This is a genomic window from Shinella zoogloeoides (assembly GCF_022682305.1).
GTDB classification, from domain to species: Bacteria; Pseudomonadota; Alphaproteobacteria; order Rhizobiales; family Rhizobiaceae; genus Shinella; species Shinella zoogloeoides_B.
This window is the reverse complement of the sequence record NZ_CP093528.1, coordinates 2,586,044-2,599,243: the sequence shown is the minus strand read 5'-3', so window position 1 is coordinate 2,599,243 and position 13,200 is coordinate 2,586,044. Positions and strand designations below refer to the sequence as shown.

General features: G+C 63.4%; 13 protein-coding genes. 8 read left to right on the top strand and 5 right to left on the bottom strand.

The genetic code is table 11. The features are described from left to right. Window positions 1–48: 48 nt before the first annotated feature. The 5 genes from MOE34_RS12990 to MOE34_RS12970 all read right to left on the bottom strand — a co-directional run bounded on the left by MOE34_RS12990 (window position 49) and on the right by MOE34_RS12970 (window position 4,417). The gene (locus MOE34_RS12990) at window positions 49–384 is read right to left on the bottom strand and encodes an ArsR/SmtB family transcription factor (RefSeq protein ID WP_242217500.1); all 336 of its coding nucleotides are present in this window, start codon (window positions 382–384) and stop codon (window positions 49–51) included. Between the two features lie 171 nt (window positions 385–555). Beyond that, the gene (locus MOE34_RS12985; protein ID WP_242217498.1) at window positions 556–1,320 is read right to left on the bottom strand and encodes a HugZ family protein; all 765 of its coding nucleotides are present in this window, start codon (window positions 1,318–1,320) and stop codon (window positions 556–558) included. 80 nt (window positions 1,321–1,400) lie between these two features. After that, the gene (choV, locus tag MOE34_RS12980; protein ID WP_242217496.1) at window positions 1,401–2,441 is read right to left on the bottom strand and encodes a choline ABC transporter ATP-binding protein; all 1,041 of its coding nucleotides are present in this window, start codon (window positions 2,439–2,441) and stop codon (window positions 1,401–1,403) included. Continuing rightward, window positions 2,441–3,310, bottom strand: coding sequence for a choline ABC transporter permease subunit (choW, locus tag MOE34_RS12975; protein ID WP_242217495.1), 870 nt, complete (start codon window positions 3,308–3,310; stop codon window positions 2,441–2,443). Before choW ends, choV begins: the two co-directional genes overlap by 1 nt. Before the next feature lie 147 nt (window positions 3,311–3,457). Further along, window positions 3,458–4,417 carry a choline ABC transporter substrate-binding protein gene (locus tag MOE34_RS12970; RefSeq protein WP_242217493.1) on the bottom strand — a complete coding sequence of 320 codons (960 nt, stop codon included), beginning with the start codon at window positions 4,415–4,417 and terminating at the stop codon, window positions 3,458–3,460. A gap of 228 nt (window positions 4,418–4,645) precedes the next feature. Here MOE34_RS12970 and MOE34_RS12965 point away from each other — a divergent pair, with 228 nt between their 5' ends. The 8 genes from MOE34_RS12965 (at window position 4,646) to MOE34_RS12930 (ending at window position 13,135) form a co-directional block, all read left to right on the top strand. Continuing rightward, complete coding sequence (locus MOE34_RS12965; RefSeq protein ID WP_242217491.1) at window positions 4,646–5,233, top strand: thymidine kinase; 588 nt, start codon at window positions 4,646–4,648, stop codon at window positions 5,231–5,233. Window positions 5,234–5,255: 22 nt separating this feature from the next. Continuing rightward, a complete protein-coding gene (locus MOE34_RS12960) occupies window positions 5,256–5,633 on the top strand; it encodes a c-type cytochrome (protein ID WP_242217489.1) in 378 nt (125 codons plus the stop codon). Between the two features lie 172 nt (window positions 5,634–5,805). Beyond that, on the top strand, window positions 5,806–6,894 hold the full coding sequence (locus MOE34_RS12955; RefSeq protein ID WP_242217487.1) for a hypothetical protein: 1,089 nt from the start codon (window positions 5,806–5,808) through the stop codon (window positions 6,892–6,894). Between the two features lie 187 nt (window positions 6,895–7,081). Further along, complete coding sequence (locus MOE34_RS12950) at window positions 7,082–8,230, top strand: hypothetical protein (RefSeq protein WP_242217484.1); 1,149 nt, start codon at window positions 7,082–7,084, stop codon at window positions 8,228–8,230. A gap of 1 nt (window position 8,231) precedes the next feature. Continuing rightward, window positions 8,232–10,142 carry an AAA family ATPase gene (locus tag MOE34_RS12945; RefSeq protein WP_242217482.1) on the top strand — a complete coding sequence of 637 codons (1,911 nt, stop codon included), beginning with the start codon at window positions 8,232–8,234 and terminating at the stop codon, window positions 10,140–10,142. A 149-nt stretch (window positions 10,143–10,291) separates the two neighbouring features. Further along, entirely contained in the window at window positions 10,292–10,693 is a 402-nt protein-coding gene (locus tag MOE34_RS12940) for an endonuclease domain-containing protein (protein WP_242217480.1), read from the top strand. Further along, window positions 10,693–11,994 (top strand): DUF6638 family protein, encoded by a 1,302-nt coding sequence (locus MOE34_RS12935; RefSeq protein ID WP_242217478.1) that lies wholly within the window; start codon window positions 10,693–10,695, stop codon window positions 11,992–11,994. The genes MOE34_RS12940 and MOE34_RS12935 overlap by 1 nt, the downstream gene beginning before the upstream one ends. After that, the gene (locus tag MOE34_RS12930) at window positions 11,987–13,135 is read left to right on the top strand and encodes a DUF2333 family protein (RefSeq protein ID WP_242217477.1); all 1,149 of its coding nucleotides are present in this window, start codon (window positions 11,987–11,989) and stop codon (window positions 13,133–13,135) included. The genes MOE34_RS12935 and MOE34_RS12930 overlap by 8 nt, the downstream gene beginning before the upstream one ends. Window positions 13,136–13,200: the final 65 nt, after the last annotated feature.

The following is a 13,200-nucleotide window of genomic DNA, read 5'->3' as shown; positions in this document are numbered from 1 at the left end:
CCCCGGATTCTCATCCGGGGCGCATGGAAACGGGTGATTTGTCCGATTTCAGGCGATGCGCAGCTTCTTTTCCGCTGCCGCGCCGCCTGCCTTGTAGATGCGGTCGAGGGCTTCGAGCACGGTCATCACGGCGTCGGACTTGCTGGAGTAATAGATGGTCTGGGCGTCGCGACGGGTGGTCACGAGATTCTGCGCGCGCAGCTTGGAAAGGTGCTGCGACAGAGCCGACTGGCTGAGGCCGACCTGGTTGGCCAGGGCTCCGACGGCGATCTCTCCGCCCACCAGCACGCGCAGGATCAGCAGGCGCTTCGGGTTCGCCATGGCCGAAAGGAAATCGGATGCAACCTCGGCCTGTGCGTGTTCTGCGTCTGAAATCTTTTCCATCTGAAACTCCTTTGGGCGTTTCCGCTTCAAATCACACGATTTTCTATCAATCCGCTTGTTAGCATATAAACAAAAGCACCCTCATCAAGAGCAAGAAATCGGGGTAGGCGCGCGCTTGACGACAGCCCGATTTCCTGCTCGCGCACGGCGGAAAGACGAAAATGCAGGCGTTCAGCCCGCCGCGCGCGCTTCCTGGAGCAAACGCGCCAGCTCGCCGCGAAGTTCCCCGGCCTGATCAAGTTCGCGTGAGAATTCCAGACGCTTGAGTTTGTCGCCGCTTCCAAGATCGATGCCCCCCGCATCGAGGCCGACGATGCTCCAGTCGCCGTCCTTCGCGCCACAGTAGTGGCGGGCGTAGATGGTGGCGGCCTCGGCGTGGTCGCTGTTCATGTGCTCCACCGCGCCGGTCTCCATCTCGGCGAGCGCGGCGCGCGCGGGCGAACGGATCAGGAGATCGTCCGGCGTAAGGATGAAGGCCTTGCCGAAGCCGCCGTTGAGGTTCGCGCGCTCCGGCACGAGGCGGAAGAAGGTGAAGTCCGGGAAGTCGACATAGAGCTTCGCCTTGGGATGGCGGCGGATGAAGCGCTCGCGCAGGGCCGTGCGTGCCTCGCTCTCGCGCGGCACTTCCTCGGCCCGGCAGAGGACGGTGAGGCGCGGATGGGCGAGGGGATCGCCCTTGCCCGGCTCGCCCGCCAGCAGCGAGGCGCGCGGATCGGCCCTCAGCGCCTGGGTGTGGAAGGAGAGGGCGGAGACGAGGATGACGGGCGTGCCGTCGGTGTCGGTGCCGGTCAGCGTTCGGGTGGCCATCGGAAAACCGGTCTCGGGCTCCAGGACGGCGAGGGCGCAGCTTCGCGCCGAGCGCAACAGGGTTCGGGCGAGGCGGCGGGCCTCGTCGTCCGTTTCGCGCAGAATGCTCGGCTTGTCCTTCTCGGTCATGATCGGCTCCATATCGAATGCAAAAGGGCGGCGCACCGGAAGAGGTGCGCCGCCCTATCTAATCCGAACGGGGCCGTCTGTCAGCCGCGGCGGCGGTGCCGCGTCAATCCGTTCACGATATCCTGGGCGTTGATCGTCCCGACGACGGTGCCGTTGTCGACGACACCGACATTGCCGGGCGTGCGGGACATGGCGTCGAGGATGTCGACGAGCGGGGTCGCGGGCGTTGCCGTCGCCGTCACGCCGCCGTCGCCGGACGGGCCGTGCTGCATCACGTCGCCGGCCGTCAGCATGTTGATCGGGTTCATGTTCTGCACGAAGTCCGCGACATACTGGTTTGCCGGGTTCTTGACGATCTCCTGCGGCGTGCCGCACTGGATGATGCGTCCGCCCTCCATGATGGCGATGCGGTTGCCGATCCGGAAGGCCTCGTCGAGGTCGTGGCTGACGAAGATGATGGTCTTCTTCAGCCGGCGCTGGAACTCCAGAAGCTCGTCCTGCAGGCGCGTGCGGATCAGCGGGTCGAGGGCCGAGAACGGCTCGTCCATGAGGAGGATCGGCGCGCCGGTCGCAAAGGCGCGGGCAAGGCCGACGCGCTGCTGCATGCCGCCCGACAGCTCGTTCACCTTGCGGTTGGCCCATTTGGTGAGGTTGACCAGTTCAAGCTGTTCGGCAACGCGCGCCTTGCGCTCGCTGTCCGGCACGCCGGCCAGCTCCAGGCCGAAGCCGACATTGTCGGCGACGGTGCGCCAGGGCAGGAGGGCGAACTGCTGGAACACCATGGAGACGGTGTGCATGCGGAAGTCGCGCAGGGCCTTGGGTGTCGACCCGTAGGGGTTCACGCCGCCGCTGCCGGCCTTCACCTGCACCTCGCCGCGCACCACCGGGGCAAGCCCGTTGACGGCGCGCAGCAGCGTGGACTTGCCAGAGCCGGAAAGGCCCATCAGCACGAGGATTTCGCCCTCGGTGATGGAGAGCGTGGCGTCGGCCACGCCGAGCACGAGGCCGGTTTCGGCGCCGATCTCGTCGCGGCTCTTGCCCGCGTCGACCATCGAGAGGGCCTTCTGCGGGTTGTCGCCGAAGATGATGGAGACGTTGTTGAAGACGACGGCGTCGGTCATTAGGCGTCTCCCTCGTCGGAGGAGCGGAAGAGGCGGTCGAGGATGATCGCGAGGATCACGATACAGAGGCCTGCCTCGAAGCCCATGGAGATGTTCACGGTGTTCAGCGCGCGCACCACGGGAACGCCGAGGCCCTTGGCGCCGACGAGCGCGGCGATGACCACCATCGACAGCGAGAGCATGATGGTCTGCGTCAGGCCCGCCATGATCTGCGGCATGGCGAAGGGCAGCTCCACCTTGCGCAGCACCTGGCCGGGCGTCGCGCCGAAGGCCTGCGCGGCCTCGACCAGCGAGGGCGGCGTCGAGATGATGCCGAGGCGCGTGAGGCGGATCGGCGCGGGAATGGCGAAGATGACCGTGGCGATCAGGCCCGGCACCATGCCGAGGCCGAAGAGGATCAGCGCCGGGATGAGGTAGACGAAGGTCGGGATCGTCTGCATCAGGTCGAGGATCGGCCGCAGGATCGAATAGAACCACGGCCGGCGCGCAGCGGCGATGCCGAGCGGCACGCCGACGACCATGCTGACGCCGGTCGCCGCGAGCACGAGCGCCAGCGTCTCCGTCGTTTCCTTCCAGTAGCCCTGGTTCACGATGAGCAGCAGGCCGAGGAGGGTGAAGAGCGCGACGCCAACCGAGCGGCGGAAATACCAGCTCGCGCCCGTGACGAGCAGGATGAGCGCCATGGCATAGCCAAGCTTGCCGCCGGCGCTGGCGAAGGGACCTTGCAGCAGGAAGAGCACGGCGTCGATGCCCGCCTGCAGGAAGACCTTGAGGAAATCGAACAGTCCCTTGCCGTTGGTCGTCAGCCAGCTGACGGCTTCCTTGGCGATCGGTCCGATCGGAATTTTGGAGACGGTGAGCCAATCCACGGTGGAAGTCCCTGGCTGGAGTTTGACGATGCGCGATGCATTCCCGAAAGTCCGGTCCCGCAGGCCCGGGCAGATACCTCTGCTGGAATAGCAATATCCGCAGACAAGTAGGGCGGGAAAGTTTCCTCCCCGCCCTATTCTGGTCTGTTAGAGACCGAGTGCCGTTTTTGCGGCTGCCAGGGCCTCGCCGCTGCCGTCCTTGGTGGTCACGCCGGCGAGCCACGGCTCGATGGCGGCCGGGTTGGCCTTCAGCCATTCGGTTGCGGCCGTTTCCGGATCCTGCCCGTCGTTCAGGATCTTGCCCATGATCTGGTTTTCCATTTCCAGCGAGAACTTGAGGTTCTGCAGGAACTTGCCCACGTTCGGGCACTCGGCGACATAGCCCTTGCGCACATTGGTGTAGACCGTCGCGCCGCCGAAGTTGGGGCCGAAGATGTCGTCGCCGCCGGTGAGGTAGGTCAGCTTGAAGTTGGCGTTCATCGGGTGGGGTTCCCAGCCGAGGAAGACGACCGGCGCGCCTTCCTGCTCGGCGCGGGCGACCTCGGCCAGCATGCCCTGCTCGGAGGATTCGACGACTTCGAAACCGGTCAGGTCGAACTTGTTGGCCGAGACCATGTCGATGATCAGGCGGTTGCCGTCATTGCCCGGCTCGATGCCGTAGATCTTGGAGCCGAGCGCTTCCTTCTGCTTGGCGATGTCGGCGAAGTCCTTGATGCCGAGTTCCGCGCCCTTGGCGTTGGTGGCGAGCGTGTACTTCGCGCCCTCGAGGTTCTCGCGCACGGTCTCGACCGTGCCGTTGTCGCGGAACGGCTTGATATCGGCTTCCTGGGTCGGCATCCAGTTGCCGAGGAAGACGTCGATATCCTTGTTGCTGAGCGAGGTGAAGGTAACGGGCACCGAAAGGACGGTGACTTCCGTCTCGTAGCCGAGGCTCTTGAGGATGACGCTCGCGGTCGCGGTGGTGGAGGTGACGTCCGTCCAGCCGACATCCGAGAAGCGAACCTTGCCACAGCTTTCCGCTTCGGCCGCCGAAACGTGGGCGACGCCGAGCGCGAGGACGGAAACGGCCGCGGCAAGCAGGGTCTTGAATGGTGATGCGGTCTTCATTTATTGCTCCCCTTATGATTGATGGTTTAGCCAATCATCAAAACGATATGCTTTCAAGCACTTTGGCGTAGCCGGAAGCCCCCGGGCCGTCCAATTAATTTCACGCCGGTTCGCAATTGTGCACATGGATGTCGCAAAGGACGGGCCGCGCTGTTTTCTGTGGTTTTCAGCCCTTTCGGCTGGAAAATCGCCGGTTCCCGGGCCATGACGCGGCAACGGAGACAAACCATGGCCAAGCTCTATTTCAGTTACGCGACGATGAACGCGGGCAAGTCGACGCTGCTCCTGCAGGCGTCCTACAACTACCGGGAACGCGGCATGCGCACGACGATCTTCATCGCCTCCTTTGACGACCGCGCCGGGCAGGGCCGCATCTCCTCGCGCATCGGTCTTTCCTCGGACGCCATCGCCTTCGATCGTTCGGATGACCTCTATCGCCATATCGAGCAACTGAACGGTGACGGGGAAGGCGAGATCGCCTGCGTCTTCATCGACGAGGCGCAGTTCCTTTCCGAGGAGCAGGTCTGGCAGCTTGCCCGCGTGGCCGACCGGCTGCACATTCCCGTCATGGCCTACGGGTTGCGCACGGATTTCCAGGGCAAGCTCTTTCCGGGATCGAAGGCGCTGCTCGCCCTTGCAGATGAGCTTCGCGAGGTGCGCACCATCTGTCATTGCGGCCGCAAGGCGACCATGGTCGTGCGCCTTGGCGCGGACGGCAAGGTGGCGAAGGATGGCGCGCAGGTGGAAATCGGCGGCAATGACAAGTACGTTTCCTATTGCCGCCGCCATTGGGACGACATCATGAACGCCAAGTGAGGCGGCTGCGGAGAGGCTTGCGATGAAATATCCTGCTGTGCTGGCGGCTGCCGTCCTCTGTCTTGCCTCTCCCGCTTTTGCCGGCGGCGATGCGGCGGCGGGCAGGACGGTTTTCCGGAAATGCGCGACCTGCCACACGACGGAACCGGTTAACCGGGTCGGGCCGACGCTTTCGGGCATTGTCGACCGGCCGGTGGCGTCCGTTGCCGATTACAGCTATTCGGCGGCAATGACCGGGTTCGCGGAGGGCGGCAAGCGCTGGAGCGAGGCGCTGCTGGCTGAATATCTCCTGTCGCCGCGCGCCATGGTTCCGGGCACGGCCATGACTTTCGCCGGCCTGAAAAAGAGCGAGGATATCGCCAACCTCATCGCCTATCTGAAGAATCCCGCCGCGCAGTAGGCATGAGAAATAATTCCCCGCCCGTCTTGCGGCGCGCCGGCGCTGTCCCACATGTTCTGCGGGAAAACCCGCTGGCAGGTTCCTATCTGCCTGAAATCGTATAGTGTCGCCGCGAAAGAATAAATCGGGCGGCGCAGACGTTCGCCGTGGAGAGCTCAAGGGGAAAAGGCATATGGCCACACTTCAGAACTTCGATGCTGAAATCGACAAGACCCGCAGCGTCGTCAACGAGATGCGCGGCAAGCTGGAGCAGTCCGGCGTTGTGCTGGAACAGTTCGCGAAAGCCGACACCAAGCTCGGCGACGTCAATTTCGACATCGAGAATGCCCGCATCCAGGACGTCATCGCCCAGCAGAAGGTGATGGAAGGCAATATCGCCGACCTCATCATCGGTCTCGAAGACGCCACGAACGTCTTCGGCACCGAATTCGAGAGCATGAAGAGCTATACGGGCTACGAGAAGTTCATCGGCATCTTCTCCAAGCAGAAGATGCAGCGCATGCGCACCGACCGCGTGCGCAACATGTCGCTGGCCGGCAACCTGCAGGAACTGCTCTCCAAGTCCGACACGATCGTCGGCATCCTCAAGGAGCAGAAGTCGATCCTCGACCAGCGCTACAAGACCTCCGAAACGAGCCTCGTGCAGGTGATCGAGCGCCGCAAGGGCACCATGGCGAACCTGGAGGCGACGCAGAACCGCATCGAGGAACTGAACCCGCTCCTCATGGACCTCGAGAACCGCATCGCGGCCTCGACCGAGCAGAAGACCCGCACGGATCTCGAGGGCGAGCGCTCGGCGCTGGCGACCGAGTACAACCAGATGCAGGCGAAGGAGCAGGAGCTTCTGGCCGAGAGCCAGACGCTGGAGCGCTACACCTCCATGTTCCAGACCTTCGTGGATTCGCTTAACAACCAGATCGCCGCGCAGAACACGCTGATCAACAAGCTGACCATCGATACCGAGCAGCGCATCGTGCTCTACAAGGCGCTGGAAGACTCGCTGAAGACGGCCGCCCAGCAGGACGTCGCGCACAAGATCAACACGCTCGGCTCGCAGGTCGACACCGCTGCGGAAGAAACCATGGCCGGCATCGGCTCGGCCGCCCAGCGCCATATCGGCGACCTTCTGGAGATGCACGAGAAGAACATGCTGGCGACGCAGGATATCCAGCGCCGCAAGAAGCTTGCGGACGATGCCTTCGCCCGCCGCTTCCAGTCGGTGATGGACAAGCACAATACGGCCAACTACGTGAAATCGTGATGGTTGCAGGCATCCGATTGCCCTTCGCCCTAACCCTCTCCCCGCAAGCGGGGAGAGGGGATGTGCCTCATGCAACGTTGAGGATTGGGGAAACCGGCCCGGCATACCTCCTTCGCCCCGCAGCCAAGGAGAAGGTGGCCGGCAGGCCGGATGAAGGGCTGCTGCACGCCTCTTGCGGAAGGTTGCCATGACCATCTCCGCCGACAGCGCCGTCGCACAATATTTTTCGACCATCCGGGCGGCCATGAGTGGCCTCGAAATCTTCCTCGGTGATCGCAACTCGCCGCTCTACCGCAACAGCGTGGTGGGCGAGGTCGTTATGCCCTATCTCGCGCGGCTGAAGGCTTCCTTCGCCTGCTGGGAGAACCGCATCGGCTTCGTGCAGCAGTTCCGCGTGTCGCGCGCCGAGAGCGGCTTTCCCGTCTTCCAGAACGTGCTGGAGCTGGAGAACGACCGCCAGAGCGCCGAAAAGCGCCTCGCCGCGATCCCCAACGCTGACCAGCTACGCACTGAGATGGCGGATTTCATCCTGCGGCAGAAGGCGTTCCCGACCGACCTGCAGACCCGCATGGCCGAAAGGCTCTATCTCGAACAGATCGGCAAGGGCGACATCTTCTCGCCCTTCGTGCTGCCGGAAACGATCCGCGTCGCGGTGAACCCGAAGACGATGCGGCCCTATTATGTCGTCTGCTGGGGCGCGTTCGACGGCACGGCGACGCTGCCGATGGTCTATATGGCGACCATCGAGGATTCGTCGGAAAACGTCGTCAAGATGCTGGTGAGCGGTGACGGCAAGCTCAATCCCGATGTGGATATCCCCTTGCCTGTCGGTGGACTCCTCAACCCCGAGCTTGCCAGCCGTTTCGACGATTTTGCGCTGAAGAACAGCGCCTATTCGCTGACGCCGGCCACCATCGCCACCAATCTCGACAGGGATTTTCCGACGCTGCACCCCAAGCAGCTTCGCCGCTTCGTGCTCGGCCCGTTCTATTCGGCGGGCATCACGGAGAACAATGCGCGGGTCAACGATATCCTCTCCAAGGTGCGCAAGCCGGAGAATGCCTGGCTCCTGACCTGGACGGTGCAGGAGATCTTCTCCAAGGCCGAACGTCCGGCGCAGAAGGGGTTCTGGAGTTCCACCCCGGCGCAGGAGGAATTCCATATCGAGACCGACGACCTCGAGGCCGCCCGCATGGGCGTCAGCGCCTACGAGAAGCATGCGCTCGTGCCGCACGACGCCTATCAGGCGCTCTATGCCGCGGGCGAGACGCAGGGCATTTTCGGCGCCTACAAGGTGCATGTGATTTCAGGAAACCAGGTAATCAGCGAGGGATGAGATGAGCCTCAACGCCGGACTGACGACGATCCACGAGGACGATATCGCCAGGCACCAGGCGGTCGCGCAGAGCCTCGTTTCCAAGCTCGTCATCCTCGAAAGCGATGACGGCAAGAGCGGCGCCGCGCTTGCCGGCACCGGCCGGCGCTTCGTCTCGACGGTCTCGACCGCCGGCAGTCGCCGCACCCGCGAGGTGGAGCTGGCGAAGACCATCCAGTCCGTGCGCGCCGCCGATCCGCTGCTCTCACCGCAGCAGCATGCCGTGCTCTATCGCGCGCGCCGCGGCCTTCAGGTGGCGCTCGCCGTGACGGATGCCTTCTCCCGCCAGACGAATCTCGAAGGCCTGCAATCGCGCAACCTCGCCGCGCCTTTGACTGGCGACGAGGCGAACCAGTTCAAGGCCCTGCTTTCCGCCTCCGCCTACATCGCCGCCTTCACCTTCGCCGCCTATCTCGGCGCGACGCTGCCGGGCGAGGGCGAGCCGGTGGAGGATGGCGGGGAGCCGGATTATCTTTTCGACACGCCGCAGGATGCGCTCAAGAGCATGGTCGCCGGCCTCGACCGTACGCTTGCCGGTGCGCCGGACGATGCGGCGCTCATCAGCCGCGCCCGCGCCTTCTCGCGTGTCGCCATCGAGGGGCTGATCGGCCGCCGCGCGCGTTTCACCGGTCTTGCCGGCTTCGAGAACGCGCATATCCGTATCGAGCAGGACGATTTCACGCTGTCCGGCTTCGACGTCGCGCCGGGCCAGAAGCGCAAGCCGCTGGTCATGACCTTCAAGAAGCCGAACGAGATCATCGGCAACCACATCGCCAAATACCAGGCGATGAAGCTCGCCAAGATGCTTGTCGCCTACGATTTCGAGCGGCAGATGAACCCGTTCGTCGAACTCGGTGGCTTCCTCTTCACCTTCATCGGCGACGGCATGCCGGGCACCGGCAAGACGATCCTCATCCAGATGCTCGCGGGCCTCGTCAACGACTACTGCCAGATCGCCGGCTACGCCTTCCACTACGAGAATTTCGGCGTCGACCAGATCTCCTCCTATCAGGGCAAGTCCGGCCAGAACTGCAAGGAATTCGTCAACAACGTCATCAATCCGAAGGCGATCGGCTTCGGCACCATCGACGATGTGGACCAGGTCGCAGCCAAGCGTTCCGACGACCGCGCCTCGGCCGGCCAGCATGAGGTGACAGCCGTGCTGATGGAGAGCTTCGCCGGCGCCTCGACGGTGGTGCGCGGCAATTGCACCTTCGGCATGTTCTCCAACTATCCGGAAAATGTCGACGACGCGCTACGCCAGCGTGCCGGCGCCCGCTGGCTGGTAGACGGGCCGCAGACCGAGGACGATTATATCGACATCTTCGCCATGCTCGTCGGCAAGAACCATTCGATCCCGCTCGGCGAGCACACGCTTTTCGAAGGGCAGGAGATCAAGCGCGCCGTCTCCACCTCCTACGAGCAGCATGCCAGGCCCCAGGAGGACGGCCTTCTCGCCGTCTGGGAGGTGCATGAGAAGGAACAGGGCGCTATCAGGTCGCTTGCCGATGTGGGCGCCTATCTCCATCGCATCAAGCTCGCCGAGCCGCGCTTCACGGGCCGCGCCATCAAGAACATCACCGACGCCATCAAGATGCGCGCCATGGACGTCGACCTGCCGGACGACTGGTTCGCGACGGCGGACGCCTTCATGCACAAGGGCTACGATGAGAAGAAGGCGATGATCGAAGAGCTGCGCGGGCCGATCTCGATGGAGATGGTTTTGCAGGAGATCAACCGCTACGCCGACTCGGAGTTCCGCTACACCGACAAATCCGACGACGCCGCCGTTTCCGACATCATCCGCCGCGAACGCCAGCGGAAGAAGGCGATCCGGGAGATCGAGACGATGAAGGCGGAAGGACGGTGGTGAGGATGATGGCCCCTCATCCCGCCTGCCGGCCACCTTCTCCCCGCAAGCGGGGAGAAGGAGACAAGTCGCGCCGGTTTCCTCAATCATCTCCGTCGCGTTGGGCGCGTCCCCTCTCCCCGCTTGCGGGGAGAGGGTTAGGGTGAGGGGCTATGCGGGGCGCAAACGGCAAGAAGACCGAAAGAGCAAGGCAACTGCGTCAAGTCGATAATGATGCGGAAACATGGCTCTGGTCGGATCTGCGCGGGCGGCGCTTGAATGGCTTCAAGTTCGTAAGGCAACTCGCCATCGGGCCTTATTTCGCAGACTTCGCATGCCGAGAGGAAATGCTGGTCGTCGAGGTTGACGGAAGCCAGCATGCAGGTAGTGAATACGACCGGAAGCGAAATGAATTCATGCGCATGAATGGCTGGTCCATCGCTCGTTTCTGGAGTGTGGACGTGGTTGCGAAACGGGAGGCCGTTCTGGAGACTATTTTGGCAGTATGCGAAGGCCGGCTGGCTGAGTGTGTGGTGGAAACCGATCTGATATTCTTGCCCGCAACGGAGAATTGATGAAACGCCTCCTCGAAGCCGAATTGATCTATGGCCGGCTCCTGCCCGTCGACGAGCCGCATCTGGTTGAGCGCTACAACAAGGCGCTGGATGGATTCGGGATGCGGCGCACGGCGCTGTCGAGCTTCCGTATCGACATGACGGGCTTTTCGCCCGAGATCGCCGACGAACTGGGCGACCGGGACTATCTCGACCCCAACCGCGTCAACCGGCGCTTCATTGTCATGACGCCCGAGCAGGAGAATCTGCCGGTGGTGCATACGAGCTTTTCCAACACCGCGGCGCTGATGCACGAGTTCTTCTCGGCCAATGCCCGGGCGATCAACGCGATCACTATCCGCGACGCGCTCTATGGCGAGATCGAGGACTCGGTCTCGGTCGTCAACGATATCGACGACCTGCTCTCCATCAACGAGGTGCGCTTCAAGGTACTGTCGGCGGAGGACATGCTCGGCAAGGCGGCGGAGCTGCGCGGGCTGGTGGACCGGTTGAAGACGGTGCCGAACGCCTGGTCGGACGATGCCATGCTGAACCGCATGGTGGAATTGGCGAAGCAGACCGGTGACATCCGTCTGAACGCGCTCGTGCCGGACCAGCTCGTCTTCCGCCACGAAGCCTATTGGGCGAACCATTTCGGCGGCGTTTACGTCTTCCTCGACGACAAGACGACGACGGTGATCTGCGACCCGAGCGTGCCGGGCTTCCGTCGCTCGCGGCCCTGGCAGGTGAGCTATATCGCGCTCGACGACCACAAGCGCATCTTCGAGTTCCTGGCGGCGACGAAGCGGCTGGAGCTGCCGCGCGCCTCCTGGGTGGAGCCGTCCGGTCTCTTCCAGCATCGGGCGGACATGACGGTGGCCGGCCTCGTCAACCGCGCCGATCCGACCGCCGATCTCGAAAAGGCCGACCGCATCTGGCTGCAAACCTGGATGCACCACAATGTCGCGCTGGTCGCGGAAGACGGCACCTATCCCTTCCTCATGGAAGCCGCCCGCACGGTGGCGGCGACCGGCGAGATCAAGATCGACGAGGTCGCGCCGGATCGGCGCTTCCTCGTTGTGCGCGCCGCGCCCGACCATCCGGACCAGTGGCTGGTCAACCGTCTGATTTCGCAAATGGTTCCCTACGACTTCGTGTCCCGCTTCGTCTTCGACAAGCAGGGCTTCTACGCAGCCTATGAGCATTACAGCGAAAAATTCCGCGCCTACGTTGTGGCGACATTGACGCGGACCTATCTGCAGGACAAGGCTGCTTTCCGCAGGAAACTCTTCGGCATCAGAGAGGATGACGCCAATGCTTGACCCGATCGTCGCGTTCTTCCAGCGCATCTTCGCGGCCATCGGCCGGGGTATCGGCATGGTGATCGCCTGGATCCTGTGGCCCTTCATCACGGTGGCGAACTGGTATCGCGCCCGCGGCTGGATCATCAAGGGGCCGATCGGCATCGTGCTGCTCCTGCTCGTTGGGTTCTACGGCTATTTCGTCTGGCAGACGCAGGTCTGGAGCGGCTTCGATCCCGACTATGTGAACAGCTACAATCTCGGCCAGCGCCGGCAGGACGCGGGCACCGCCACGGCCGGCAACGCGACGACGCCGGCGGCGGGCGAGGCCGTCGAGCCGGAGCCGCGGACCTGCGTGCGCTCGGCCATCGTGGATGTGACGGCCGACCTTATCGATTTCAACGTCAACCAGAATGCCTGGATTTCCTCGATGCTGCTCTACAAGCTCGGGCTTTTCGGGCTGGACTGGGACAAGACGCCGTGGTTCGACAACAAGGCCTCCTTCCAGCGCGGCGTGAACCAGGTGGTGCGCCGCACGGCCGTCGAGCTTGTGGATTCGCTCGGTCGCGTGCGCGGCACGTCGGGCATTAATGCCGATCTTCAGCGGGCGCGGGGCAATCTCCAGTTCGACGAGGAGACCTGGTATTTCGGTTCGGATTCGCTGCTGCCCAAGACGCCGACACCGAACTATTACCGCACGGCGATGGCGGACCTGCGCAAGTTCAACGCCTCGCTGGAGGCCTGCGACGCGATCTTCGACGGCCGCTCGGACAACCTGATCGAGCTGCTCGACCGTCTGGCGAACGACCTCGGCGCCACCACGGCGATCCTGCGCGAGCGCTCGGAATTCTACAACAACGGCTGGTTCGATACCCGTGCGGACGACCGTTTCTGGTTTGCCTACGGCCAGCTCTACGCCCAGTATGGCATTCTTTCGGCGGCGGGTGCGGATTTCGAGGCCGTCATCCGGGCGCGCGGCATCGAGCCGTTGTGGACTTCGACGATCAGCCAGCTTCGCTCCGCGCTGCGCATCCAGCCGAGCATCATCTCGAACGGCCGGGAAGACGGCTGGATCATGCCGACGCATCTGGCGACGATCGGCTTCTACATGCTGCGCGTGCGCTCGAACTTCGTGGAGATACGCGACGTGCTGGCGCGGTGATTGCACAGGGGAACGGGATGAATAGCGGATAGGCGGAGGAGCCTGTTCGCTATTCGTTGTTTTGG